At 67.5% G+C, this 23,443-nt stretch carries 28 protein-coding genes and 1 tRNA gene; 13 read left to right on the forward strand and 16 right to left on the reverse strand.

Features of this window, described 5'->3' with window-relative positions; translation table 11 throughout:
• Positions 1-3: 3 nt before the first annotated feature.
• Positions 4-630, reverse strand: coding sequence for a DUF3027 domain-containing protein (locus tag RHM57_RS13545; RefSeq protein ID WP_322137248.1), 627 nt, complete (start codon positions 628-630; stop codon positions 4-6).
• Positions 623-1,003 (reverse strand): cold-shock protein, encoded by a 381-nt coding sequence (locus RHM57_RS13550; RefSeq protein WP_134450059.1) that lies wholly within the window; start codon positions 1,001-1,003, stop codon positions 623-625. The genes RHM57_RS13545 and RHM57_RS13550 overlap by 8 nt, the downstream gene beginning before the upstream one ends.
• 93 nt (positions 1,004-1,096) lie before the next feature.
• On the opposite strand from RHM57_RS13550, the gene RHM57_RS13555 reads away from it, so the two are divergent.
• From RHM57_RS13555 to RHM57_RS13565, 3 genes are read left to right on the forward strand one after another with little or no spacing between them, the layout of a single operon-like run.
• Positions 1,097-1,372, forward strand: a complete 276-nt coding sequence (locus tag RHM57_RS13555) for a hypothetical protein (protein ID WP_134450058.1) — start codon at positions 1,097-1,099, stop codon at positions 1,370-1,372.
• A 4-nt stretch (positions 1,373-1,376) separates the two neighbouring features.
• On the forward strand, positions 1,377-3,263 hold the full coding sequence (locus tag RHM57_RS13560) for a helicase-associated domain-containing protein (RefSeq protein ID WP_322140970.1): 1,887 nt from the start codon (positions 1,377-1,379) through the stop codon (positions 3,261-3,263).
• Positions 3,264-3,317: 54 nt separating this feature from the next.
• Complete coding sequence (locus tag RHM57_RS13565; protein WP_134450056.1) at positions 3,318-4,994, forward strand: DNA repair helicase XPB; 1,677 nt, start codon at positions 3,318-3,320, stop codon at positions 4,992-4,994.
• A 28-nt stretch (positions 4,995-5,022) separates the two neighbouring features.
• On the opposite strand, the gene RHM57_RS13570 is transcribed toward RHM57_RS13565, so the two are convergent.
• From RHM57_RS13570 to RHM57_RS13580, 3 genes are read right to left on the reverse strand one after another with little or no spacing between them, the layout of a single operon-like run.
• Positions 5,023-5,739 carry a pyrimidine reductase family protein gene (locus tag RHM57_RS13570; protein WP_322137245.1) on the reverse strand — a complete coding sequence of 239 codons (717 nt, stop codon included), beginning with the start codon at positions 5,737-5,739 and terminating at the stop codon, positions 5,023-5,025.
• A 3-nt stretch (positions 5,740-5,742) separates the two neighbouring features.
• Positions 5,743-6,639: a dihydropteroate synthase gene (gene folP, locus RHM57_RS13575; RefSeq protein ID WP_322140971.1), complete on the reverse strand. Its 897-nt coding sequence runs from the start codon at positions 6,637-6,639 to the stop codon at positions 5,743-5,745.
• Positions 6,639-7,976, reverse strand: a complete 1,338-nt coding sequence (locus RHM57_RS13580) for an NAD(P)/FAD-dependent oxidoreductase (protein ID WP_322140972.1) — start codon at positions 7,974-7,976, stop codon at positions 6,639-6,641. Before RHM57_RS13580 ends, folP begins: the two co-directional genes overlap by 1 nt.
• Positions 7,977-8,117: 141 nt before the next feature.
• On the opposite strand from RHM57_RS13580, the gene RHM57_RS13585 reads away from it, so the two are divergent.
• From RHM57_RS13585 to RHM57_RS13595, 3 genes are all read left to right on the forward strand, one after another.
• Entirely contained in the window at positions 8,118-8,810 is a 693-nt protein-coding gene (locus RHM57_RS13585) for a response regulator transcription factor (RefSeq protein ID WP_134450053.1), read from the forward strand.
• A 31-nt stretch (positions 8,811-8,841) separates the two neighbouring features.
• Entirely contained in the window at positions 8,842-10,575 is a 1,734-nt protein-coding gene (locus RHM57_RS13590) for a HAMP domain-containing sensor histidine kinase (protein WP_322188377.1), read from the forward strand.
• Between the two features lie 118 nt (positions 10,576-10,693).
• The gene (locus tag RHM57_RS13595) at positions 10,694-10,984 is read left to right on the forward strand and encodes a WXG100 family type VII secretion target (protein WP_134450051.1); all 291 of its coding nucleotides are present in this window, start codon (positions 10,694-10,696) and stop codon (positions 10,982-10,984) included.
• Positions 10,985-11,150: 166 nt separating this feature from the next.
• On the opposite strand, the gene groL is transcribed toward RHM57_RS13595, so the two are convergent.
• The 5 genes from groL to RHM57_RS13620 form a co-directional block, all read right to left on the reverse strand.
• Complete coding sequence (gene groL, locus RHM57_RS13600) at positions 11,151-12,770, reverse strand: chaperonin GroEL (RefSeq protein ID WP_134450050.1); 1,620 nt, start codon at positions 12,768-12,770, stop codon at positions 11,151-11,153.
• 129 nt (positions 12,771-12,899) lie between these two features.
• On the reverse strand, positions 12,900-13,883 hold the full coding sequence (locus RHM57_RS13605; RefSeq protein WP_322188380.1) for a DUF3048 domain-containing protein: 984 nt from the start codon (positions 13,881-13,883) through the stop codon (positions 12,900-12,902).
• A gap of 186 nt (positions 13,884-14,069) precedes the next feature.
• Entirely contained in the window at positions 14,070-14,273 is a 204-nt protein-coding gene (locus RHM57_RS13610; RefSeq protein WP_134362230.1) for a cold-shock protein, read from the reverse strand.
• Between the two features lie 224 nt (positions 14,274-14,497).
• Positions 14,498-15,073: a LytR C-terminal domain-containing protein gene (locus tag RHM57_RS13615; RefSeq protein ID WP_322137242.1), complete on the reverse strand. Its 576-nt coding sequence runs from the start codon at positions 15,071-15,073 to the stop codon at positions 14,498-14,500.
• 69 nt (positions 15,074-15,142) lie between these two features.
• Positions 15,143-15,457, reverse strand: a complete 315-nt coding sequence (locus RHM57_RS13620; protein WP_322188383.1) for a DUF3263 domain-containing protein — start codon at positions 15,455-15,457, stop codon at positions 15,143-15,145.
• A 259-nt stretch (positions 15,458-15,716) separates the two neighbouring features.
• On the opposite strand from RHM57_RS13620, the gene msrB reads away from it, so the two are divergent.
• The 4 genes from msrB (at position 15,717) to RHM57_RS13640 (ending at position 18,072) form a co-directional block, all read left to right on the forward strand.
• Positions 15,717-16,118 carry a peptide-methionine (R)-S-oxide reductase MsrB gene (gene msrB, locus RHM57_RS13625; protein ID WP_134450046.1) on the forward strand — a complete coding sequence of 134 codons (402 nt, stop codon included), beginning with the start codon at positions 15,717-15,719 and terminating at the stop codon, positions 16,116-16,118.
• Positions 16,119-16,121: 3 nt separating this feature from the next.
• Positions 16,122-16,700, forward strand: a complete 579-nt coding sequence (locus RHM57_RS13630) for a nitroreductase family protein (protein ID WP_322137240.1) — start codon at positions 16,122-16,124, stop codon at positions 16,698-16,700.
• 196 nt (positions 16,701-16,896) lie between these two features.
• Positions 16,897-17,301, forward strand: a complete 405-nt coding sequence (locus RHM57_RS13635) for a hypothetical protein (RefSeq protein WP_322137239.1) — start codon at positions 16,897-16,899, stop codon at positions 17,299-17,301.
• A 171-nt stretch (positions 17,302-17,472) separates the two neighbouring features.
• Positions 17,473-18,072 carry a DinB family protein gene (locus RHM57_RS13640; protein ID WP_322137238.1) on the forward strand — a complete coding sequence of 200 codons (600 nt, stop codon included), beginning with the start codon at positions 17,473-17,475 and terminating at the stop codon, positions 18,070-18,072.
• A gap of 16 nt (positions 18,073-18,088) precedes the next feature.
• Here RHM57_RS13640 and RHM57_RS13645 read toward each other — a convergent pair whose 3' ends face one another.
• From RHM57_RS13645 to RHM57_RS13655, 3 genes are read right to left on the reverse strand one after another with little or no spacing between them, the layout of a single operon-like run.
• Positions 18,089-19,021 carry a hypothetical protein gene (locus RHM57_RS13645; protein WP_322137237.1) on the reverse strand — a complete coding sequence of 311 codons (933 nt, stop codon included), beginning with the start codon at positions 19,019-19,021 and terminating at the stop codon, positions 18,089-18,091.
• Positions 19,018-19,164 carry a hypothetical protein gene (locus RHM57_RS13650; protein WP_322137236.1) on the reverse strand — a complete coding sequence of 49 codons (147 nt, stop codon included), beginning with the start codon at positions 19,162-19,164 and terminating at the stop codon, positions 19,018-19,020. Before RHM57_RS13650 ends, RHM57_RS13645 begins: the two co-directional genes overlap by 4 nt.
• 35 nt (positions 19,165-19,199) lie before the next feature.
• On the reverse strand, positions 19,200-19,490 hold the full coding sequence (locus RHM57_RS13655) for a DUF4287 domain-containing protein (RefSeq protein ID WP_134450042.1): 291 nt from the start codon (positions 19,488-19,490) through the stop codon (positions 19,200-19,202).
• Positions 19,491-19,640: 150 nt separating this feature from the next.
• On the opposite strand from RHM57_RS13655, the gene RHM57_RS13660 reads away from it, so the two are divergent.
• Positions 19,641-20,036: a VOC family protein gene (locus RHM57_RS13660; RefSeq protein WP_322140974.1), complete on the forward strand. Its 396-nt coding sequence runs from the start codon at positions 19,641-19,643 to the stop codon at positions 20,034-20,036.
• 99 nt (positions 20,037-20,135) lie between these two features.
• On the opposite strand, the gene RHM57_RS13665 is transcribed toward RHM57_RS13660, so the two are convergent.
• Positions 20,136-20,549: a hypothetical protein gene (locus tag RHM57_RS13665; RefSeq protein WP_322137235.1), complete on the reverse strand. Its 414-nt coding sequence runs from the start codon at positions 20,547-20,549 to the stop codon at positions 20,136-20,138.
• A gap of 39 nt (positions 20,550-20,588) precedes the next feature.
• Between RHM57_RS13665 and RHM57_RS13670 the strand changes: the two genes are divergently transcribed.
• On the forward strand, positions 20,589-20,846 hold the full coding sequence (locus RHM57_RS13670) for an antibiotic biosynthesis monooxygenase family protein (protein ID WP_322137234.1): 258 nt from the start codon (positions 20,589-20,591) through the stop codon (positions 20,844-20,846).
• 36 nt (positions 20,847-20,882) lie between these two features.
• Here RHM57_RS13670 and RHM57_RS13675 read toward each other — a convergent pair.
• Together RHM57_RS13675 and RHM57_RS13680 are read right to left on the reverse strand one after the other, a co-directional pair.
• Positions 20,883-20,958: transfer RNA gene (locus RHM57_RS13675), tRNA-Thr, on the reverse strand.
• Positions 20,959-21,092: 134 nt separating this feature from the next.
• Positions 21,093-22,007: a DsbA family protein gene (locus RHM57_RS13680; protein WP_322137233.1), complete on the reverse strand. Its 915-nt coding sequence runs from the start codon at positions 22,005-22,007 to the stop codon at positions 21,093-21,095.
• A 255-nt stretch (positions 22,008-22,262) separates the two neighbouring features.
• Between RHM57_RS13680 and RHM57_RS13685 the strand changes: the two genes are divergently transcribed.
• Positions 22,263-23,360: an ABC transporter ATP-binding protein gene (locus tag RHM57_RS13685; RefSeq protein WP_134450030.1), complete on the forward strand. Its 1,098-nt coding sequence runs from the start codon at positions 22,263-22,265 to the stop codon at positions 23,358-23,360.
• Positions 23,361-23,443 lie beyond the last annotated feature (83 nt).

The following is a 23,443-nucleotide window of genomic DNA, read 5'->3' on the forward strand; positions in this document are numbered from 1 at the left end:
ACGCTATTCGTCTTCGTCGATGTCGTCCGGGTCGATGTCATCGTCTTCTTCTTCGTCATCATCGTCGTCGTCTGCGTCGTCGTCATCGGTGTCGTCGTCATCGGTGTCGTCGTCATCGTCATCGTCATCGGTGTCGTCGTCATCGGTGTCGTCGTCATCGTCATCGTCATCGGTGTCGTCGTCGAGAGCGTCGGCGGCCGCGGTCGCAGCGACCAGGTCCTGGGCCGTGCGGTAGTCGGCGAGGCGATCGGACCACGGGATCCACTCGGGTGCGACGAGGGCCTCGTCCCCCGGCGTGAGCTCGGTCTCGAGCACCTGCGGCAGGGATTCCCCGTCGATGCGCGAGAGCGTGACGGTCCAGCGCCAGCCCGGATACCCGGTCATGGTGCAGTCGAAGAGCAGCGACACGACCCGGTCACCCTCGACGACGTGTCCGAGGGGGTCGCCGATGGTGTCTTCCGGCGTGAAGGTGAGGAGGGCGGCCCTGGCCACCTCGACAGCAGCGACGAGTGTCTCGTCGGTGGGAACGGCATCCGCTGCCGTCGACTCGGCGTCGTCGGCCACGGCGTCATCGGCGACGGCGTCGACAGCCGGTACGTCGAGTGTGGTGTCTTGGATCTGCTCAGGCATCGAGTTCCTCTGCGACCTTGCGAAGCATGGCGGCGATCTTGTGGCTGTGGGCGCTATCGGGGTAACGGCCGCGACGCAGGCTCGCACCGATGCCGTCGAGCACCTTGACGAGGTCCTCGATGATGATGGCCATGTCGTCGGCGGGCTTGCGGCTGAGCTTGACGAGGCTCGGCGGCGCTTCGATGATGCGCACGGACAGCGCCTGGGCGCCGCGCTTGCCATCGGCGATGCCGAATTCGAGCTTCGTTCCTGGCTTGACCGTCACTCCGGTGGGCAGCGCAGAAGCGTGGAGAAAAACCTCCTGGCCGTCATCGGAACTGATGAAGCCAAAACCCTTCTCCTCGTCGTAGAACTTGACCTTGCCGGTGGGCATCTGGACCTCGCTGAATTCCGGGCGCGCGACATGCGCGCCAACCGCACCCAGCTTATTCGGTTGCACTCGTCCCCGCCCCGTATCCTTGACACTGTGACCAATCAAACTCCACACGCCGCCGGCCGGCCGGAACGCATCCTCGCCTATATGGTCGCCGCCACCGTCGGCCTGTCGATCCTCGCGTTCTTCGCCGTCATCATCGGCACCTGGCTCGGCGCCGGCGCCAACAACGGCTTCGGCGAGGGTGTCTGGCCCGCGATCCTCGCGCTCCCGCTTGTCGGACTGCCGATTGGATTCATCCTGATTATCGTTCTCCTGGTGACGACCACCGTCCGCCGCGCTCGCGAGGCACGACAGAACGGGGAGTAACGCCGTGCTGACGCTCGCCTCACGCCTTCGTGCCCTCGACGACGCGGCGTTGCGCCGCACGATCGAGATCCGCGCGATCTCAGCCCACGGCATCCGTGATTTCTTCGACCTCGCCGAAGCCCTGCTGAATCCGGCCGCGGTCCAGGCAGCCCTCTCCCGGCTCGACCGGTCGACTCTGGCCGTGCTTGCGATCACCGCCACCGAGGCGCCCGCCGAACCGACCGAGCCGACGGGTGTGCCCGGCGCGTCCCTCGGCCTCGATGCGCTCACTTCCCGCCTCACCGAGCTCGGCGGCCTGCCCGTCACCCGAGCGGATGTCGCCGCGCGCGCAGCCGTGCTCGACGAACTGATGCTCGCACTCCTGTCCGACGACGGCCTCAGGGTATATCCGGCGGTCGCCGAGCACCTGGCCACCTGGCCCGACCTCGGCCTGCCGTCCGCCCTCGAACTCGCATCGACACCCGCGCCCTCCGCACTCGCGACCGTGATCACGACCGACAGCCGCTTCACCGACCGCCTCGCCGCCGAACGTGCCTTCGCGGCGGTCTCCTCAATCGCAGAGCTCGTCACCGAACTCTCCCGGGAGCCCGTGCGCGAGCTCAGCCGGGGCGGACTCGGCCTGCCGGACACCAAGCGCCTCTCGTCCGTCATGGGCATCGATATCGACGCCGTCGCCACCTACGTCGCGACAGCAGCCAGGGCGCAGCTCATCGCGCACTCGACCGGGTACTGGAACGAGACGGAGGCCGGCGAGGCCTGGCTCCTCGAGGGCACTGCGCACCGCTGGGCGGCCCTGGCCGGCTCCTGGCAGGCGGCACTGCCCGCCGACGTGCGCAGCATCCTCGCGCACCGCCCCGGCGTCTCCTGGGGCGAGGGACTTCGCAGCTTCGTGACCTGGCTCTACCCAGCAGGCGGCGAGTGGATGGACACCCGCGTCACCGAGTTCGCCCGCGACGCCGAGCTGATCGGCATCACCGCTCACCAGACCACGAGCCCGGCCGGTGCCGCTGTCCTGGCCGAAGACCTCGAGGGCGCCATCGCCACGATCGGGGCGTCCCTGCCTGCAGAAGTCGGCGCCGTCTACCTGCAGAACGACCTCTCGATCGTCTCCCCAGGCCCCCTGGCTCCCTCGATCGACGCCCGGCTCCGCGGCCTCGCCGACGTCGAGAGCCGCGAACTGGCCCTCAGCTACCGAATCTCGGCGACCTCGGTCAACCGGGCACTCGCCGCGGGTGAAACCGCCGAGTCACTCCTCGACTTCCTGCGCACGATCTCACTCACCGGTATCCCCCAGCCCATCGAGTACCTGATCCGGGAGTCCGCAGGCCGGTATGGACGGATCCGGGTCGGCGAGGTGGCCGCACCGACCGCGCTCAGCCGGAGCTACGTCCGCTCGGACGACGATGAACTCCTCGGCACCCTCGCCGTCGACCAGACCCTCGGCCCGCTCGGACTCGTCCGCGCGGACGCCCACCGCCTCACGAGCCGCTTCACCTCGGACGTCGTGTTCTGGGCGCTCAACGACGCCAAGTACCCGGTCGCAGCGGAGAGCTCCGACGGAGAGGTCCTGCACCTCCGCAGGCACCAGCTCGCCAGGGTCCTCCCCCCTGAGGCCCCTGACCTTGCACTCATCCTGGTCGAAAAGCTCCGTGCCACGGACGGCGGCGAAGACGTCGCCGCCGACGCCTGGCTCGCCCGCCAACTCGATTCGGCGATCAAGTCCAAGCAGACCGTCATCGTCAGCATTGCGATGCCGGGCGGGGTCGTCGTCGACTACCTGCTCGAACCGGCCAGTGTCGGAGGAGGCCGATTCCGCGCCAGGGACCGCCGTGCCGACATCGAACGCACTCTGCCGCTCTCGAGCATCATCAGCATCACACCCGCCCCATAAGCGGGGGTGGGCCGATGGGAGGCTCCCAGCCATGCGGGCGTAGGATTAACGGCTATGTCTGATGGCCCACTGATTGTCCAGAGCGACCGCACGGTTCTGCTCGAAGTCGCCCACCCCCTCGCCGAAGATGCGCGCCACGACCTCGCCGTGTTCGCCGAGCTGGAACGGGCCCCTGAGCACATCCACACCTACCGGATTACCCGGCTCGGACTCTGGAACGCCCGCGCGGCGGGACATGCGGCCTCGGACATGCTCGGGACCCTCGAGAAGTATTCCAAGTTCGCGATCCCGCAGACCGTGCGGATCGACATCGAGGAGACCGTCGGGCGCTACGGCCGCCTGATCATCGAGCGCGACGACGAGGGCCAGCTCGTGCTGCAGAGCAACGACCGGGCCGTGCTGATGGAGATCTCCGGCGCCAAGCGGATCGCCCCCCTGCTGATCGGCCACCCGACCCCGGATTCCTTTCTCGTCGAACCCTGGGCCCGCGGTCAACTCAAGCAGGAACTCGTCAAGCTCGGCTGGCCGGCCGAGGACCTCGCCGGCTACACGCCGGGAACCCCGCACGACATCGCGCTGCTCGAGAACGGCTGGGCGCTGCGCGACTACCAGAACAAGGCCGTCGCGAGCTTCTTCGACGGCGGTTCCGGCGTCGTCGTCCTGCCCTGCGGAGCGGGCAAGACCCTCGTCGGCGCCGGCGCGATGGCGACGGCGAAGACCAACACGCTCATCCTCGTGACCAACACCGTCTCGGCCAGGCAGTGGCGCGACGAGCTCCTCAAACGCACGACCCTCACCCAGGACGAGATCGGCGAGTACTCGGGGCAGGTCAAAGAAGTCAAGCCCGTCACGATCGCGACGTACCAGATCCTCACCGCGAAGCGGAAGGGCGAGTACGCCCACCTCGAACTCCTCGACGCGATGGACTGGGGCCTCGTCATCTACGACGAGGTGCACCTCCTTCCCGCGCCGGTATTCAAGCTCACGGCCGAACTGCAGGCCCGCCGCCGCCTCGGCCTCACCGCGACGCTCGTCCGCGAGGACGGCCGCGAGGGCGACGTGTTCAGCCTGATCGGCCCCAAGCGTTTCGACGCACCGTGGAAGGAGATCGAGGCCCAGGGCTTCATCTCCCCCGCCTCCTGCTACGAGGTACGGATCGACCTGCCGCAGTCCGAGCGGCTCACCTATGCCGCCGCAGCGGACGACGAGCGATACCGGCTCGCCGCGACCGCCCCGGCCAAGCTCGACGTGGTCAAGCGTCTCGTCGCCAAGCACCCCGGCGAACGCATCCTCGTGATCGGCCAGTACCTCGACCAGATCGACGAACTCGCCGACGCCCTCAACGCGCCGAAACTCACCGGGGCGACCCCCGTCGACGAACGCGAACGGCTCTACCAGGCTTTCCGGGTCGGCGAGGAGAACCTGCTCGTCGTCTCCAAGGTCGCGAACTTCTCCGTCGACCTGCCCGAGGCGACCGTGGCCATCCAGGTCTCCGGGTCGTTCGGCTCGCGCCAGGAGGAGGCGCAGCGGCTCGGCCGGTTGCTCCGTCCCAAGGAGTCCGGCCTCGCCGCCAACTTCTACACGCTCGTCGCCCGCGACACCGTCGACCAGGACTTCGCACAGAACCGCCAGCGCTTCCTCGCGGAGCAGGGGTACAGCTACACCATTCTCGACGCGAACAACCTCGACACCGACGCCCTGGTCGACGAGGCCGCAGCAGGCATCCGCTGACCTGCCCTGACCGATCCGACGGAATCGGTCAGGGCGACGGGCGCGTGTAGCGCAGGAAGAGCATGTCTCCGGCAGTGAGCACGTGGCCGAGACGCATCGGGCGTGACGCGGCCGCGGCACTGTGCGCGATACGGCCAGAGGTGCCTGCCTCGAGAACCGGGCTCAGGCTCAGGCAGAGTTCGTCAACGGCATCGGCCGTGAGCAGCGCCCCGAACAGGCTCGGGCCGCCCTCACAGAGCACCTGGCGCAGGCCCCGCGCGGCAAGCTCGCGGAGCGCGAGCGGGAGATCGATCGTCGCCGCCCCGCAAACGAGCACGTCGGCCACGGCCTCGAGGTCGGCGCGCTTGTCGGCAGGTGACCCCGCGTGCGTGATGACGATCGGGCGCGTCGCGGCGTCCGTGAACAGCGGATGCCCGGCCTCGAGATCCAGGCGCCCGCTCACGACCGCGATCCGCGGCTGCGGCGGGAGCCCGTGCGCGACGCGCCAGGCCTCGGCTGCGGCATCCAGGCGGATGCCACCGTAGCCCTCGGCGCGGACCGTTCCGGCGCCGACCAGGATCACGTCGGTGAGGGTCCGGAGCGTGTCGAAGACGAGCTTGTCGTCGGCATTGTTCAGGCCACCGCTCAGGCCGTCGTGGGTCGCGGCGCCGTCGAGGCTCGCGATGAAGTTCACCCGCAGCCGCGCGGCGGTCCTGTCCTCGATGCGGTAGGCGTCGAGGAGACCCGCCTGGCTGAAGTCGGTCATCGTTCAGGCCAGGTTGTGGCGCTCGTACGCCGGTTCGCGGAAGCCCAGGATCGCCTCGGTCATCCGAACGGCGTCCACGGCGGCGCGCACGTTGTGCATCCGCACGATCCGGGCGCCCTGCATGATGCTGAACACGGCGGCGGCGAGGGAGCCCTCGACACGTTCGTCACGGGCGCGGCCGAGGGTCTCGCCGATGAAGTCCTTGTTGGAGACCGCGACGAGGGTCGGGTAGCCGAGCGCGGCGATCTCGGGGAGGCGCCGGGTGAGCTCGAGCGAATGCCGGGTGTTCTTGTTGAGGTCATGGCCGGGATCGATGATGATCCGCTCTGCGGGGATCCCCCGGGAGAGGGCCAGCTCGGTGCGCTCACGCAGGAACGCGGCGACCTCGCCAACGACGTCGCCGTAGCGCGGGGCCGGGTGCGGCATCCGCGGGCGAGCGAGGCTGTGCGTCACGACGAGGGTCGCGTCGCTGTCCGCGACGATGTCCGCCATCAGCGGGTCGTGGATGCCGGTGGTGTCGTTGATGACGTCGGCGCCTGCCGCGAGCGCCGCCCGTGCGACGGCCGGCTGGAAAGTGTCGACGGAGATGACCGCGCCGGCGCCGCGCAAGGCCAGGACGACCGGGACGACACGGTCGATCTCCTGTTCGACGGGGACGGGCGGGCCGGGCGCGAACTTGACCCCGCCGATGTCGACCCAGTCCGCGCCATCGGATATCGCCTGGTGCGCGGCAGCGACGGCCTTGTCCAGGGCGAAGGTGGCGCCCTGGTCGAAGAACGAGTCTGGGGTGCGATTGATGATCGCCATCACCGCGATCTCGCGATCGAAATCGAATTCGCGGCCGCCGATCATGCGACGGGGATGGATGAAAACGGGAAACGCGGCGGTACCGCCCGCCATCAGGAACCCACCCCTGGCGTCTCGGCGACCGCTCGACCGGCGTCGGCGCCGTGGCTCCGGGCGGCCGCGGGGCCGAGGAGGCTGTCGAGGCTTCGGGATTCGTCCCTCAGCGCGGACACGTCGACGCGGACGCGCGACCTGATCAGATTCTGGACGGATTCGTTGACATCCCAGACATTGACGTTCATGCCCGCAACCACACGGCCGTCGGCGACCCAGAACGCGACGAACTCGCGGGCAGTCCGGTCTCCCCGGAACACCAGCTCCGCATCCCTCGCCAAATCACCATACCCCGAGTATTCCATTCCGAGGTCGAATTGATCCGTGTAGAAGTAGGGAATCTCCTCGTAGCTCACCGCACGGTCGAGCATGGAGAGTGCGGCGGCCCGGCCGGCATTCTCGGCGTTCGCCCAGTGCTCGACCCGGAGGTGGTGTCCGAGAACGGGATGGAACACGCTCGCGACGTCACCGACCGCGAAAACCCCTGGCTCGTTGGTGCGGAAGGCCGCGTCGACGACGATGCCGTCTGCCACCTCGAGCCCCGCGTCGAGAGCGAGCCGCGTATTGGGTGTCGCGCCGATCCCGACCACGACGACGTCCGCGAGCACGACCTCTCCGGACGACCCGTCCTGGCCGGGGGTCCCGTCCGTGGCCGCCTGGAGCCGGACGCCCGTGACCCTTCCGTCCGTGCCGAGGATCTCGGCCACGCCGGTCTCCATTCGCAGGTCTACCCCGTTGGCCCGGTGGAGCGCGGCGAAGACTCCGCCGATCTCCGCGCCGACCGCGCGCTGCAGCGGCACGGCGCCCTGGCCGAGCACCGTCACGTCGTTGCCGTAGCTGCGGGCAGCCGCCGCAACCTCGAGTCCGATCCAGCCGGCTCCGACCACGACGATCCGGCGTCCCCCTGGCGCGAGCGCCGCCTTCAGCCGGGTCGAGTCGGCCACGGTGCGCAGGAGGTGGACGCCGTCCAGGTCTCCCCCGGGGCCGGGGAACGGCCGGGCGGCCGCCCCGGTCGCGAGAAGGAGCCGGTCATAGTGCAGCGTCCCGCCGCCGGCGTAGCTCAGCTGCCGCGCGTCGAGGGTGAGCGCCGTCACCGCGCGACCCCGCACGACCTCGATGTCCTGTGCGGCATACCAGTCGGCCGGGTGCACGTCGATCGAGTCGCGGGCGGATGTCCCGGCGAGGAAATCCTTGGACAGCGGCGGCCGGATATAGGGGTACTCGGCCTCCTCGCCAAGCAGAACGACCCGTCCGTCGAAGCCTTCGACGCGAAGCGCCTCTGCCGCGCGCGCCCCGGCGAGGCCGGCCCCGACGATCACACATGTTGCGATTTTCATGGCGTTCTCCCGTTCGAATCCGTCGCGGCGTCCACCTCCGATCAGCCCCGGCGGCTCCGCTCCCCACCCACAATCTACTCACGTCCGAACCACACCGGTCACTCACAGCAAAGGTCCAGCTAACGCGCAGATACTGGTCCAATGACTGATGGCCCCCGCATTCTTATTGTCGACGACGAGCCCAACATCCGGGATCTCCTCACCACCAGCTTGCGCTTCGCCGGCTTCGCCGTGCGGGCCGTCGGCAACGGCGCCCAGGCGATCTCCGCCGTGCTCGAAGAGGAACCCGACCTGATCATCCTCGACGTCATGCTTCCCGACATGAACGGCTTCGGCGTGACCAAACGCCTCCGTTCCGCCGGCTACACGGCGCCGATCCTGTTCCTCACCGCCAAGGACGACACCGAAGACAAGATCACCGGCCTCACGGTCGGCGGCGACGACTACGTGACCAAGCCGTTCAGCCTCGACGAGATCGTGGCCAGGATCAAGGCCATCCTCCGCCGCACGATGCACGCCGACGAAGACGCCGTCATCCGCGCGGGCGAACTGACCATGGACCAGGACACCCACGAGGTCCTCGTCGGCGAAGAACCCATCGAGCTCAGCCCGACCGAGTTCAAGCTGCTCCGTTACCTGATGCTCAACCCGAACCGGGTGCTCTCGAAGGCGCAGATCCTGGACCACGTCTGGGAATACGACTTCAACGGCGACGCCGGCATCGTCGAGTCCTACATCTCCTACCTACGGCGCAAGGTCGACGCGCACTCCTCAGAGCCGCTGATCCAGACCAAGCGCGGCTTCGGCTACATGCTCAAGGCTGCCAAGGCATAGTCCCAGACTGCACAAATAGACTGGCAGCCTGATGCATCAGTCACTCACGGAGCGGTGGAACCGCATATCCCTCAGGTCCAAGATCACCGGCGTGACCGTTCTCATGCTCACGCTCGGTCTCCTGGTCTCCGGGATCGGCACGATGGCCATGCTCCGGCAGTACGTGATCCAGCAGGTCGACGCGCAGCTCCAGGCGGATGCCCAGACGACGTCGGTCGCATACACCGCGAACGCCCTCGGGCAGAATAACGGCACCGTCGTTCCCTCGGACTACTTCGTCGCCCTGTACGACGAGAACGGCGAACTCCGCTACCATTCCTGGACCGACGTGCCCGTACGCGAGCTGCCGCAGATCACCATGCCCCTTGACCTCCAGTCGGTCAACGCGCTCAACGGCCAGACCATGCGCCTGCAGGACGCCTCGCACGACACCGAGTTCCTCGCGGTCGCGGTGCCGCTCGTCACCAACGTCCACGGCACCTACGGCACCCTCGTCATGGCCGTCTCGCTCAAGCAGTCCGAGAACACCGTCGGCACCTACCTCACGATCTTCCTCGGCTTCGGCCTGGGCGTCGTGCTCCTGGGCGGACTGATCACCCGGTTGCTCGTGACGAGCACGTTCGCCCCCCTGCGCGAGGTGGAGCGCACGGCCGCGGCGATTGCTGACGGCGACTTCAGCCAGCGGCTCGGCGGGGCGACCCCGAACACCGAAGTCGGCCGGCTCAACCGTTCCCTCAACACCATGCTCAGCAGGATCGATCGCCTGTTCAAGGAACGGGCGCGCACGATCGACCAGATGCGCCGCTTCGTCGGCGACGCGAGTCACGAGCTCCGCACCCCCCTCGTCTCCGTGCGCGGCTACGCCGAGCTCTACCGGATGGGTGCCCTGCAGACTCCGGAAGAGGTCGCCCAGGCGATGGAGCGCATCGAGAAGGAAGCGATCCGGATGGGCGGCCTCGTCGAGGACCTCCTCGAACTCGCCCGTCTGGACGAGACGAAGCCACTCGCGCTCACCCCCGTCGACCTGCTCCCCCTCGCCCGCGATGCGGCGCTCGACGCGATGGCCTCCGCCCCCGGTCGCACCATCACGGTCGTGACGGCGGCTCCCGACACGGACGAAGAGCCTGTCGTCCCGTTGGCCCCCGCCATCGACCTCGCGCACTCCACCGGCGAGGTCCCGACCTCCGCACTCGTGACGGTCCCCAAGCGGGCAGGCGAGGCCGTGGCCGTCCCGCACACGAACACGGTTTCCTTCGCCGGTGCGACCCTCGCGCGACTACGGACCCGTCGCCCCCGTAAAGCGGATGCTCTCGCCATCCTCCCCGAGCCAGTGCCGACCGCTGCCCCGACCGCCGCGATCCCCGCCGTCGTCATGGCCGAAGAGAACAAGATCCGACAGGTCATCACCAATCTGATGGGCAATGCCCTTCGCTTCAGCCCCGCTGACAGCCCCATCGAACTCGAGATCGCCGTCGACCGACGGAACCAGCGCGCATCCGTCGCCGTAATCGACCATGGCGAGGGCATCCCGCCGCAGATCCGCGACAAGATATTCCAGCGCTTCTGGCGCGCCGACACCTCCCGTGCACGCGAGACCGGTGGCAGCGGACTCGGCCTGGCGATCGTCGCGTCGATCGTCGCCAGCCACAACGGCACCGTCCAGGTCGTCGAAACCCCGGGCGGCGGCGCGACCTTCCGGGTCTGGTTCCCTCTCGCAGAGTCCCCGAACGCGCCGCAGCGCCTCGCGATCACCCCGGCGCCCTGACCCCGGCGGCTCCTCCCCTGGCGCGGGTGGCGGTGAGTTGTCCCCAGCCGGGGCGTACTCGCCGGCCCGGCGCGGCATCCGCCATACGGTGGCAGCACACCCCTCGAAAGGACTGCAGATGCCCCGGTACCAGGTAGACAGTGAACTCGTGCTCAGCACCACGACGACGGCCAGGGCGACGCTCGGTCGGATCCAGGCGGAGGTTGCCGCGCTGCTCGGCCAACTGACCGGGCTGGAGGGTTCGTGGACCGGGCAGGCCGCCGCCGCGTTCCAGGCCGCCGTGACGGACTGGCGGGCGACTCAGCAGCAGGTTGCGCAGAGCGCTGAAAGCCTCGGCCAGGCGCTCAACCAGGCCGGCCAGCAGTATGCCGAGATCGAGCAGGCCAACGCGCGGCTCTTCGCCCGGTAGCGGCGTCCGCCGCATTGTGGCGCATGCCGGGACGCGGCGGATGCCGGACGTGCGGAGACCGGATCGGGATCGTGCCTGTCCGGACGCGAAAACAGGGCGCCTCCCGGAGGAGACGCCCTGTTGGCGGTGAAGCGGTGAAGCGGTCTAGCTATCGAGCAGGGTGGACTTAGAAGTCCATTCCGCCGGACGGGTCGCCGACCGGAGCAGCGTTCTTTTCCGGCTTGTCGGCGACAACGGCCTCGGTGGTGAGGAAGAGTCCGGCAATCGACGCGGCGTTGAGCAGCGCGGAGCGGGTGACCTTCACCGGGTCATTGATGCCGGCGAGGAGCATGTCAACGTACTCACCGGTCGCGGCGTTGAGGCCCCAACCGATCGGCAGGTTGCGCACCTTGTCGGCGACGACGCCGGGCTCGAGACCCGCGTTGAGGGCGATCTGCTTGAGCGGGGCGTCGATGGCAACCTTGACGATGTTCGCGCCGGTCGCCTCGTCTCCGACGAGCTCGAGCTTCTCGAACGCGGTCTTGCCGGCCTGGATGAGGGCGACGCCACCACCGGCGACGATGCCCTCTTCGACAGCAGCCTTCGCGTTGCGGACGGCGTCCTCGATACGGTGCTTACGCTCCTTGAGCTCAACCTCCGTCGCGGCGCCGGCCTTGATGACGGCAACGCCGCCGGCGAGCTTGGCGAGACGCTCCTGGAGCTTCTCACGGTCGTAGTCGCTGTCGGTGTTCTCGATCTCGTTGCGGATCTGCTGAACGCGACCGGCGATGGCTTCGGGGTCTCCGGCGCCTTCGACGATGGTCGTCTCGTCCTTGGTGATGACGATCTTGCGCGCGTTGCCGAGCAGGTCGAGGGTGACGTTCTCAAGCTTGAGGCCGACCTCCTCGGAGATGACCTGGCCACCGGTGAGGATGGCGATGTCCTGCAGCTGGGCCTTGCGACGGTCGCCGAAGCCGGGAGCCTTGACGGCGACCGACTTGAAGATGCCGCGGATCTTGTTCACAACGAGCGTGGCCAGAGCCTCGCCGTCGACGTCCTCGGCGATGATGAGGAGCTGCTTGCCGGTCTGGATGACCTTGTCCACGATCGGGAGGAGGTCCTTGATGTTGGAGACCTTGGAGTTGACGATCAGGATGTAGGGGTCTTCGAAGACCGCTTCCTGACGGTCGGGGTCGGTCACGAAGTACGCGGACAGGAAGCCCTTGTCGAAGCGCATGCCTTCGGTGAGCTCGAGCTCGGTGCCGAGGGTGTTGGACTCCTCGACGGTGACGACGCCTTCCTTGCCGACCTTGTCGATCGCCTCGGCGATGATCGCGCCGATTTCAGCGTCGCCGGCAGAGATGGATGCGGTGGCCGCGATCTCTTCCTTGGTCTCGACCTCTTTGGCGTTGGCGATCAGCTCTGCGATGACCGCAGCGGTGGCCTTTTCAATGCCGCGCTTGAGGCTGATCGGGTCTGCGCCGGCTGCGACGTTGCGCAGGCCTTCGCGGACGAGCGCCTGGGCGAGGACGGTCGCGGTGGTCGTTCCGTCGCCGGCAACGTCGTCGGTCTTCTTGGCGACCTCTTTGACGAGTTCCGCACCGATCTTCTCGTACGGGTCGTCGAGTTCGATTTCCTTGGCGATCGAGACACCGTCGTTGGTGATCGTGGGGGCGCCCCACTTCTTCTCCAATACGACGTTACGTCCGCGCGGGCCGAGGGTGACCTTGACCGTGTCAGCGAGGATGTTCAGGCCACGCTCAAGGCCACGACGGGCCTCTTCGTTGAAAGCAATGATCTTTGCCATATGTGTTTCTCGTCCCTCCCGGACGTTACCAAAACGGTGATGGGTTGGCACTCAAAAGGAGAGAGTGCCAAGTCGATTCTGGCACTCAGGGGTCGAGAGTGCAAGTGAGCGCCGGGAAGCGTCGGGAGGCTACGGGACGAGTTCGACGGAGCCGGTGCCGTTCGGGATCAGTTCGATCCAGGTATTGCCCGGGGCGAGGCGAATGGTGACCCCGTTGTCGTCGATCAGCCGGATCGGGTCGGCCTGCCCGGCCTTCGACCACGTCGAGTGCACGGTCTTGCCGCCGGCGGACACCGAGCCCTCCCCCGTACCGATCATGACGGTCTTGGGCACCTCGCCGTAGGTGCCGTCGATGTCGACCCGGAGCACGAGGACGTTGGTGGCGCCCCTGCGGGCGCCGGTCGTGTCGAGGTCCGGGGCGCCCTCCTGCGAGCGCAGGTAGGCCTGTGAGGCGGTGTCCCAGCTCCAGCCGGGATAGCGCGATGCGGAGAACCGCGCGTTGATCTGGGTGATCGGGGTGCCATCGACCCCGGCGGTCGATGCCGCGATGCTGCCCGCGTACGCGAACTGCTGCACCGGCGGCGCGACAGAAGCGTTGCGCCCGACGAGTTCGGCGGCCTTCAGCACGACGTTGTGCGGCGCCTCCCTGTCGGCGACGCGGGAGAACAGGCCCGTCGTGTCGTAGTCGAAGACCGAGTTGATGACGGGGGTGGCCTTCATCATGTCGACGAAGACCTGCTGTCCGCCGGAGTAGGCGACGATTCCGCCGAACGGCGTGATGATGTCGGGGTCCATCGGCCGGATCGACCGCACCGGGCCGATCGCGTCGGGAATGTCGGACTGCCAGACGCCGACGTAACGGGTCAGTCCGCCCTCGACGAGTTCCTCGAAGACGATGTCAGCCCGATCCAGCGAAATCTGGGGCCTGGCGGCCTCGTGGTTGTCGATCTTCACGGCGAGGGACGGGTTCGCAGCCTTCCCGGCCGGCACGATCGTGCCACGAAGCGGCGCGATCGCCAGCGGCGCCGGGGCGTCGACGGCAGCGGCGGTGGGTTCCACGGTCGCCGTCGGCGTCGCCGTGGTGGGCGGCTCGGTTCCGGAGCACGCCGTCATCACCAAGAGGAGGCATGGAAGAAGCACGGCACCGAAAAGTCGTGCCGTGCTTCGCCCGTGGATTCTTGCAGTTCTTTTCGCTGTCACGCCCCACACCCTAACGCGGCAAACTCGCGGATGCCGCGCGGCTCGGGGTGTTGCCCGAGATTGGGTGCGCTTGGTGTGGGTGCGCCTGATCTTTTCAGATCAGACGGGACGTACCGACTCGGCCTGTGGCCCCTTTGCCCCGGTTCCCAGTTCGAAGATGACGTGCTGTCCCTCTTCCAAAACCTTGTACCCGTGCATGTCGATGGCGGAATAGTGGACGAAGACGTCCTGTCCGCCGCCGTCGACGGTGATGAAGCCGAAACCCTTTTCAGCGTTGAACCATTTGACGGTTCCGTTCGCCATGTGTAACTCCCCAGTGCTCTGATATTTTCGGCAACCGCCCGTTGGCCGTACCGGGCCTGGCGCATGTGACTGCGTCCATCCGGTCCGACCGGTCGGTTGCCCCAGGGGGCAACCGGACGAACGAGATGAGCGACCTGAGTCAAAGATTACTGAAGCCAAGAAAGAACGAAAGGGGGTTGACGAGGAGCCCCCGTGGAGTTATACAACCGGAGGCGAATGGCCGGTCAGGACGCAGGCGTGGTGCTTGACACGAAGTCAGCCCCGACGACGACCGTGAGGTCGGCCCCCGAGGTTGCGAAGTCGCTCGCGAGGAGCACCGTGGATCCCGGAAACGAAGCCGCGACCCCGCGGGCGGCGCCCTCGAGGGTCGCATCGGCGTAGTACACGGTCGTCTTGGTCACATCTTCTGTGCTCGCGTTACTGAGCGCGCCGACGGTCCAGCCGGCCGCGGAGAGGGCTTCCCCGGCAGCCTTGGCGACACCCGTGCCCTTTGTGCCGTTGAGCACGGTCACGGTGAGACTCGGATCGACCGTCGCGACGGCCGTCGGAACGGCGGTCGCGGCATCCGTCGCCGTGTCTGTCGCCGAGCTGGAGGACAGCCCGGGGATCGCGATGTTGAGTTTGTTGCTGAGCGAGGCCATCCCGAAGACTCCGAGGCCGATCAGGACGGCCGTTGCCCCCAGTGCCCACCAGAACGCAACCCAGTGGCGTCCCTTCTTTCCGGGGGCGCGATGGGCGCCCACTCGGTCGAGGGAGTGCGGCAGGTGGTCGAAGCGGTCTTTCGGATAGGTGGGAGGCATTGTGGGGCTGGGTCGATCCTCTTGTCGCGGGCGAATGGGTGGAACGTCGGGGTCGAAATCCGGCTGCGCCTAGGGGGCGGGGCTGGTTCGGTGCTCCGGAGCGCGCACTGTCCGGCGCTCCCGTGCCTGCTCACGGGCTGCACGCATCCGCTGCAGCCGTTTCACCAGCATGGGATCGTGAGCCAGGGCAAGAGGGGAGTCGATCAAAACGCCCAATAGTTGATAGTACCGGGCCGAGGACAGCCCGAACTCGGAACGGATCGCCTGCTCCTTGGCTCCGGCATGGGTGAACCAGCGCCGTTCGAAGCTCAGGATGCCGCGGTCGCGGTCGGTGAGGCCGCCCGGGGAGTCGGCGGGGTCCGGGTCACGCACGCCGTCCACCATCCACCTCTTTCACCATCGCCATTCGCTGCTCGAATCCTATTTGGCGTCGGCTATGGATTCGCTGGGCCACGCGGGTCGCTCCCTCGCCGGGAGGAAAAGTGCCCGGGCAGGCGCGGGAGCGTGCCGGTGAGCGTCCCGGTGTGAAAGTGCTGAACGGGCCCGGGAATCGGAATACGCCCCTGCCGGGCTGAGTTTAAGCTTGCTGGGAGGGTTGGCGGCCACGCTGCACTGCGCCCTCGCCCGATGGGAAGGATGAACCATGGACTACGAAGTCACGAAGTCAGACGCTGAATGGGCCGCGGAACTCGGGCCGGAGAAGTTTGCCGTACTGCGGCAGGCCGCCACCGAGCGAGCCTGGACCGGGGAGCTGCTCGACGAGAGCCGTTCCGGCATCTATACCTGCGGCGCCTGCCACGCCGAACTCTTCAAGAGCGGCACGAAGTTCGATTCCGGGTGCGGCTGGCCGAGCTTCTATGAGTCGGTGCGCCCGGAGGCCGTCGAACTCATCGAGGACACCTCCCTCGGCGTCGTCCGCACCGAGGTGCGCTGCGCGAACTGCGGTTCCCATCTCGGGCATGTCTTCGACGACGGTTTCGGCACCCCGACCGGCGACCGCTACTGCATGAACTCCATCTCGCTCGAGTTCAAGCCGGTCGACTAGACCGTGTGCACGCCGCTCGAGGCGATCGGCGGGCGGCGTTCGTCGTCCGCCGTGACACCGGATGCCCCCACGCACGACGACCTGCTCCCGCTCGTGGCCGCGTGTGCGCGCGTGGCCGACCACGGGGCCCTGCGACCCTGGCGCCTGATCGAGCTGCGCGGGGACGCCCGCATGCGGCTCGGGGCTGCGTTCGCCGCGGCATCCGCACGCCTCGCTGCTGAGGCCGGTGCGGAACCGCCGTCCGCTGCGGAGTTGGCCAAGCTCGCGGGCAAGCCGCTTCGGGCATCACTGTTGATCGCGGTCGTCGCGAGCCATCGGGAGAGCGACAAGGTCGAACCGTGGGAACAGGACGTCACAGCGGCGGGTGTCGGACACGCCCTGAGCCTCCTGTTGACACACGCCGGCTGGGGTGTGATGTGGCGCACCGGGGCGTTCACCCGCACCGCCGAGGTGCACCGGCTGCACGGGCTCGCCGAATCGGAGGAGTTGCTCGGCTGGCTCTATGTCGGCGGAGTGCCGTCTGGTGCGAAGCCGGGCGTCCGGCTCCCGATCGACCCTGCCGCGCACCTCACCGCCCTCTGACCACCCCCTGACCGCCGCCGCTGACTGCCCCCGTTTTCGGTTCTTCAGGGTCGCGCGCCACGTGCGCCGCTTCGCGCCAGGCAGGCCTGGCGCGAAGCGGCGCAGTTGGCGCGCGAAGGCGAGGCTTCACCGTTTCTTCACCTGAACGTCGGCAGAATGTCCCGGGTGCAGCAGGGGCGCGACGTATCCTCGTGGCGTGAGCGCAGAAATCAGCACACTCGTCCGGCCTGACACCATCTCCCTCGGTACGCTGACCGTCCTGCGGACGGCCGCCACAGCACCCCTGATCGCCCACGCTCCTGCTGCCTCCGCCTCCGCGGTTCCGCGGAGCCCGAGCCTCGACGATGCCGAAGCCACCTTCCTGGAACCGCTCGTGGATGTCGTGCTCCGGTTCCTCTGGGCGCTCGTCGGCTGCTATGTCTGGGTCGTCCTCCTCGCCAAGGGGCCGCGGCCCCGCTCGGAGAGCCGGGAGCTCGAGCCGATCGTGTGGCCGCAGGCGGACTACCCCGCTGTGGGACTGCCGGCCATCGGACTGTCGAGCGCCGGCAGCATCCGCCGACCCGTGAGCCCCGACTTCGACCAGACGAGCGCTCGCCCGTAGGTCGCTCGGCCTGCGCGTGCCGTGTTGTCGGACGGATCGCGGAACGCGCAGTCGCGCGGCGCCCACAGCCGGTCGATGGGTCCTGGAGCAGACCCGCCCGGATCGACCCGGGTCGGACCGGATCAGCACGGATCGCTTGGCCCGCCGAGCCGGGTCTGCGAGGCTGGCGGGATGACTGATGCAACGGAGACTGCAGCCAAGACGGATCTGACGCGGTACCTGGTGTCGGGTCGGGAAGCATTGATCTGGAAGCTCGACGGGCTCAGCGAGTACGACGTGCGGCGCCCGCTCGTGCCGACCGGCACCAACCTGCTCGGACTCGTCAAGCACATGGCCGGCGTCGAGGCCGGGTATCTCGGGCTCGTCTTCGGCCGGCCCTTCCCGGAACCGCTGCCGTGGACGGCGGACGACGTCGAGTTCAACGCGGACATGTGGGCGAAGCCGGACGAGTCCCGCGAGTCGCTCATCACCCTCTACCGCCGGGTCGGGGCGCACTCGAGCGCGACGATCGAGGCGCTCACGCTCGACACCATCGGCCGGGTGCCGTGGTGGACGGGCGATCGGAGCGCGGCGAGCCTGCACGAGATCCTCGTGCACCTCATCGCGGAGACGCACCGGCACGCCGGGCACGCCGACCTCGTCCGAGAGCTCATCGACGGGGAGGTCGGACTCCGGCAGGGCAACGACAATATGCCGCCGGCCGACCGCGCCTGGTGGGAGGGCTACCGGGAACGCGTCGAGGCGGCCGCGCAGGAGTCTGCGGAGCGCTGACCGTCGCCGGTGCGACTCAGCGCGAGATGACAGTGCCGCCGAGCGAGGCGATCGCCCGCAGCAGGCGCGGGCCGGCAGCGAACCAGGCCACGATCATCACGACGACCGAGGCCGCGAAGATCCAGAATCCGGTCCAGCCGTCGTCGCTCTGCACGGCGTACATGTGGTTGAGGTTGCGCAGCGCCCCGGTCGCGAAGACCAGGGTCACGTGCACGACGACGAAGATCAGGAAGACGATCATCACGCCGACGTGGACCGCCTTGGTCGGGCGGAGCGGGACGAGTTCGCTCAGCCGGCGTGACGTCCAGAGCGGCGAGAGGCGGATGCCGGTGGCCAGCGCGAGCGGAGCGGCCACGAACACGATGGTGAAGTAGCTCAGGGTCTGGAGGGCGTTGTAGTTCACCCAGCCGTCGGAGACCGGCCAGCCCAGCGAGACGTACTGGAGCGCGGCCGACACGGCGTTGGGAATGATGTCCCAGCTGACCGGAACGATGCGCACCCACTGGCCGGTGACGAAGAGCAGCACGTAGAAGAGGAGCCCGTTGAGCACCCAGAGCACGTCGACCGAGAGGTGCAGCCAGACGTTGATGCCCATCCGGGTGGGCGCTTGTTTCGTGCGTATCAGCCCGGTATTGCGCCGGGTCCAGAACATGGTCGGCCGCCCGGCGCTGCGGACCTGCCAGCCCGAACGCACGATGAAGAGGAGGAAGAAGACGTTGAGCCCATGCTGCCAGGCCAGCCAGGCCGGGAAGCCGACGGGCGCCCCGGACGGCAGCTGCGACGTTCCCGGGAAGTCGGTCAGGAAGGATTGCACGGCCGGCAGCGAGCGGAGGCCCTTGGCGGCGAGCACGGCGGCGGCGAGCAGGCCGATCGCGAGGATGATGGCCACGGCGAGCCTGAACCAGGCGGTTCGACCGAAGCCGAGCAGTCCGGAGCGCTCTGCTGTCACCGGTCTCCCTCCCGGGCGATGGCGTCGTGCGGCATGGGCGTGCATCCCTCTGGTCTGGCGGCGTCGGTCGACGCGATGGCGCGTTCGAGCGCGACTATGCAATCATCGACCATTTCACGCCCGGCGTCTGCCTGCAGTGTCAAACTACGACATCTTGGCGACGGCTGCGTGCACCTGGTCACCCGGGGCGGTTCAGTTTCCCGTCGAGCCAGAGCGTGTCGGACGCATCGCTGTGCGTGGTTCCGGTCCCGACGTGCTTGGCGTCGATCTTCTCGCCGTTCTTGATGACGTGTACGAGGGCCATCGCGTGACCTCGGCCCAGGTCGAAGTCCGCCTTCAGCCAGTCGACGATCACGCCGGCCTTCGTGGACGGGTCGTCGAACCCCTTCTCGTGGGCGAGGGTGATGAACTCACGCGGGGTCAGGCCAGTCTTGTCTTCGATGTTGTCGAGGTAGGCCTGAAATGACATCTCTGCTCCTTCGCTGGTGGAATCCGGAATCTCGGGCCGGTCCATCAAACCGCCTTCGGGAGCGGGTCGCAATCGTTTGGACCGGAGACGTCCCACATTCGCGATCCGCTGTCCAGAGATGCGTGTCGGACGCGTGCTAGCGTCGGCGAGATGACGGCTCCCCAAATCACCCTTGGCGCGATCAACGTCGAGGCACATGACCCGACTGCGCTTGCCGATTTCTGGGCGTCGGTCACCGGAGCGACACCCTCACCCGGCGGCGATAGCGTCTACCTGCCGCCGGCCGGCGCGAACGGTTTCGGGATGTTCTTCCGGCCTTGTGACTCCCCCCATCCGAATCGCCGCGGCGCCCACCTGGACCTCACCGTCCCGTGGGGGTCACGACGTGCTGAGGTCGAACGTCTCCTCGGCCTGGGCGCCGTCTACCAGTGGGACGTCCTGGACGAGTTCCCACACGTGCAGTGGACCACACTGGCGGACCCGGAAGGCAACCTCTTCTGTCTGGCCGAGCATCCGCCCGCGGAGGGATCAACTCAGGACCAGTGACGTCAAGATTCTGCACGCTGGTAGCCCTGAACGCTGCACTGGCGGCACTGTGCGCAATCGGGCTGGTCACCGAATAAGAATTTCGGACGCCCTTGGGGGCTAGTCCAATGGGATGCCCGGGTCCCGGACGATATCTTCGACAGGGATGCTCGGCTCGCCGGCTTCCAGCTCCGCGAGCGGATGAGCGGCCGTTACGTCCTCGGTACCGTCAGCCAGGGCGCGCGTGGACACCGCCGGGTCCAGCGGCACCACGCCAGTCAAGTACTCCTCAAGGTCCGCGATTTCCCGTGCGAGTGCGTCGCCGCGACGGTACATGCGCAACGGTGTCGAGATGACGTGCCGCGCTGCGATCTCTGAGCAACCCAGAAGGCGACGGACTCGCTCCGCGGCGTCATCGTCACTCGACGCAGCAACGACGGCCCGAGAAACCTCCTCGATGCGGTTCCGGGCCGCGAGTAGCGTCCTCAATCTCTCCAGCCGATCTACCTCCCGGGCGTGTTCCTCTGCGTTCATGTGAGTCAGCGTAGCCACCCCGAATGACACACTGGCCTCGTGGTCACCGAACACGCCTTACTGCCCGTCATCGCCGGACGAGAAGTTGAATTCGAGCGAGCCTTCACCCTGGCTCGCCCGATCATCGCCTCCATGCCCGGATGCCTCAGCGTGTCGTTGTCGCGGTCTATCGAGTCGCAGAGCACGTACCTACTGCTGGTCGAGTGGGAGGATCTACTCGACCACACGATCGGGTTCCGGCAGTCGCCGCAGTACCGGGATAGGCGAGATTCTCGGCGAGACAACCGCCCATCATGACCGGATCGGCGTGGATCCCAGTGTTTTCAAGGGGTGTGGGGCCGGCCACGGGACTTGAACCCGTAACCCCCACTTTACAAGAGTGGTGCGCTACCAATTGCGCCAGGCCGGCATGAGGCGGATTCCCGCCTCGGTCCCCCATCCTAAATGACGAACGGGGTCCGCGGGGCCAGACCGGCAGCATCCGCCGACCGGGAGCCCGCTGCGGACGAAAGCTGCGGACGAAAGCTGCGGACCCGTCGAGGATCAGCCCGCCGGTGTCGGCGTGGGCGTCGGCGTCGACGTCGAGTAGGTCTCTCCGGCGGACTGCAGCACGAATGCGGCGAATTCCTTGGGGTCATCGAGGGCGCCCGAGTACTGCTTACCGTTCACGAGCACGGTCGGAGTGCCGGTCACGGCCTCGACCGTGGTGTTGGGCAGCGGCCCGGACAACGCCCGGTTGGTCGCGGCGACGACCCAGGCCTTGTAGCGCACGTCGGTGATGCAGGTGTTGATCTCCGAGACGGATGACGCGACTCCGGAGCTCGTCACGAGCCCCATGATCGCGGCGTCGTCCAGCCCTGCGGTGCCTTCCTTCGGCTGGTTCGCGAAGAGTGCGGCATTGAAGGTGAAGAAGTCACTAGGGGAATAGTTGGCGACGCACGCGGCAGCGTTCGCCGAGCGGAGCGAGTACTGGGTTCCAGCTGACTTGCTGGTCAGGATGGAGATCGGGTGGATCTCGACCGTTGCGGCACCCGAGGTGACCCACTTCACGATCTGGTCGCTGTTGGTCGTTTCGAACTGGCCGCAGAACGGGCACAGGTAGTCGACGTACACGCGGATGTCGGCGACGGTTCCGGTCGCATCCGGCGTGGACGGCACGGCGTCGGCGCCGGCCTTGAGGGCCGTGGTCTCGGTGACCTTCATGCCCTCGCCGATGAGAACGCCGTCACTGGCCATGTTCGCGGGGCCGGGGCCTGCGGGGCGGATCGAATTCATGACGACGAGTGCGATGACTGCGACGATCGCGAGTGCGACAACCAGGATGCCGCCCTGCAGCAGGAACCGGTTGCGACGGTTCTTCTTCTTCTGCTCGACACGCAGCTGGGTAGCCTTCGTGCGGACCGCGTCGCGTCGCTTATTTCGGGAAGGTCGACTCTCGCCAGATCCGCCAATAGTCATGAATGCTCGCTTCGGGTAGGTCTTTGGATCGACATTTCCTATGTAAATGCCCTCCAAATAATAGGACTCCAGTCTGGGAAATGACCAGACAGGGGCTGCCTTGCGACGCATCCGCTGGGCAAAACCGCCGCAGACCCCCTGTTCGGGCGTGTCATACTGGAACAGTCGGATCCTGCCATGATGCGCAGGCCGACAATAAATCCCATCACTACGGATCGTCCGGCACGTACCTGCCGGTGAAGGAGAATACCGAAAATGGCTTCAGTCACCTTTGACAAAGCAACCCGTCTCTACCCGGGTTCCACCCGCCCCGCGGTCGACCACCTCGACCTGTCGGTTGCCGATGGTGAATTCCTCGTCCTCGTCGGTCCCTCCGGCTGTGGAAAGTCAACGTCCCTGCGCATGCTCGCCGGCCTCGAAGAGGTCAACGACGGCAACATCTTCATCGGTGAGCGCAATGTGACGGACGTTCCCCCGAAGGACCGCGACATCGCGATGGTCTTCCAGAACTACGCGCTGTACCCGCACATGACGGTCGCCGAGAACATGGGCTTTGCGCTCAAGATCGCCGGCGTCAACAAGGACGAGCGCGCCGCCCGCGTTCTCGAAGCCGCCAAGCTGCTCGACCTCGAGCCCTACCTCAGCCGCAAGCCGAAGGCCCTCTCGGGTGGCCAGCGTCAGCGCGTCGCCATGGGCCGTGCCATCGTGCGTCAGCCCCAGGTGTTCCTCATGGACGAGCCGCTGTCGAACCTCGACGCCAAGCTCCGCGTGCAGACCCGCACCCAGATCGCCTCGCTGCAGCGTCGCCTCGGCGTCACGACCGTCTACGTCACCCACGACCAGACCGAAGCCCTCACCATGGGTGACCGCATCGCGGTGCTCAAGGACGGCGTGCTCCAGCAGGTCGGCACCCCGCGCGACCTGTACGCCAAGCCGAACAACGTCTTCGTCGCCGGATTCATCGGCAGCCCGGCCATGAACCTCTTCCTCGCGGACACCGTCGAGGGTGGCATCAAGTTCGGCACCGCCACGATCCCCGTCGCCCGCGAGATCATCGCCGGCGCGACCGGCCCGAAGGTCACCATCGGTGTCCGCCCCGAGGACATCCACCTCTCGACCACCCACGGCGAGGGCCTCGAGGTGAGCGTCGACCTGGTCGAAGAGCTCGGCGCCGACGGTTACCTCTACGGTCACTCCACAGTCGAGGGCAAGCGCACCGACATCGTCGCCCGCGTCGACGGCCGTTCACACCCGAACGCCGGAGAGACGGTCTACCTGACGCCGACCGCGCACCACCTGCACGTCTTCGACGCCGAGAGCGGCCTCCGCCTCGGTGGAGCCGTCGCCGACTAGTCGACAACGATTCACAAGAACGGCCGGGCGGATTCATTCCGCCCGGCCGTTCTGCGTCCCGTGCCCAGCGTGACAGTGACGAG

It is taken from the genome of Cryobacterium sp. 10S3, assembly GCF_034344045.1.
GTDB classification, from domain to species: Bacteria; Actinomycetota; Actinomycetes; order Actinomycetales; family Microbacteriaceae; genus Cryobacterium; species Cryobacterium glucosi.

Excerpts from the sequence above, each read along its gene's own strand:
- RHM57_RS13640 (WP_322137238.1), top strand. The coding sequence starts at position 17,473 with ATGACTGATGCAACGGAGACTGCAGCCAAGACGGATCTGACGCGGTAC.
- RHM57_RS13595 (WP_134450051.1), top strand. The coding sequence starts at position 10,694 with ATGCCCCGGTACCAGGTAGACAGTGAACTCGTGCTCAGCACCACGACG.
- msrB (WP_134450046.1), top strand. The coding sequence starts at position 15,717 with ATGGACTACGAAGTCACGAAGTCAGACGCTGAATGGGCCGCGGAACTC.
- RHM57_RS13565 (WP_134450056.1), top strand. The coding sequence starts at position 3,318 with ATGTCTGATGGCCCACTGATTGTCCAGAGCGACCGCACGGTTCTGCTC.
- RHM57_RS13665 (WP_322137235.1), bottom strand. The coding sequence starts at position 20,549 with ATGAACGCAGAGGAACACGCCCGGGAGGTAGATCGGCTGGAGAGATTG.
- RHM57_RS13655 (WP_134450042.1), bottom strand. The coding sequence starts at position 19,490 with ATGTCATTTCAGGCCTACCTCGACAACATCGAAGACAAGACTGGCCTG.
- RHM57_RS13620 (WP_322188383.1), bottom strand. The coding sequence starts at position 15,457 with ATGGTGGACGGCGTGCGTGACCCGGACCCCGCCGACTCCCCGGGCGGC.
- RHM57_RS13585 (WP_134450053.1), top strand. The coding sequence starts at position 8,118 with ATGACTGATGGCCCCCGCATTCTTATTGTCGACGACGAGCCCAACATC.
- folP (WP_322140971.1), bottom strand. The coding sequence starts at position 6,639 with ATGGCGGGCGGTACCGCCGCGTTTCCCGTTTTCATCCATCCCCGTCGC.
- RHM57_RS13605 (WP_322188380.1), bottom strand. The coding sequence starts at position 13,883 with ATGACGGCGTGCTCCGGAACCGAGCCGCCCACCACGGCGACGCCGACG.
- groL (WP_134450050.1), bottom strand. The coding sequence starts at position 12,770 with ATGGCAAAGATCATTGCTTTCAACGAAGAGGCCCGTCGTGGCCTTGAG.
- RHM57_RS13685 (WP_134450030.1), top strand. The coding sequence starts at position 22,263 with ATGGCTTCAGTCACCTTTGACAAAGCAACCCGTCTCTACCCGGGTTCC.
- RHM57_RS13615 (WP_322137242.1), bottom strand. The coding sequence starts at position 15,073 with ATGCCTCCCACCTATCCGAAAGACCGCTTCGACCACCTGCCGCACTCC.
- RHM57_RS13545 (WP_322137248.1), bottom strand. The coding sequence starts at position 630 with ATGCCTGAGCAGATCCAAGACACCACACTCGACGTACCGGCTGTCGAC.
- RHM57_RS13570 (WP_322137245.1), bottom strand. The coding sequence starts at position 5,739 with ATGACCGACTTCAGCCAGGCGGGTCTCCTCGACGCCTACCGCATCGAG.
- RHM57_RS13610 (WP_134362230.1), bottom strand. The coding sequence starts at position 14,273 with ATGGCGAACGGAACCGTCAAATGGTTCAACGCTGAAAAGGGTTTCGGC.
- RHM57_RS13590 (WP_322188377.1), top strand. The coding sequence starts at position 8,842 with ATGCATCAGTCACTCACGGAGCGGTGGAACCGCATATCCCTCAGGTCC.
- RHM57_RS13550 (WP_134450059.1), bottom strand. The coding sequence starts at position 1,003 with ATGCCCACCGGCAAGGTCAAGTTCTACGACGAGGAGAAGGGTTTTGGC.
- RHM57_RS13580 (WP_322140972.1), bottom strand. The coding sequence starts at position 7,976 with ATGAAAATCGCAACATGTGTGATCGTCGGGGCCGGCCTCGCCGGGGCG.
- RHM57_RS13680 (WP_322137233.1), bottom strand. The coding sequence starts at position 22,007 with ATGACTATTGGCGGATCTGGCGAGAGTCGACCTTCCCGAAATAAGCGA.
- RHM57_RS13660 (WP_322140974.1), top strand. The coding sequence starts at position 19,641 with ATGACGGCTCCCCAAATCACCCTTGGCGCGATCAACGTCGAGGCACAT.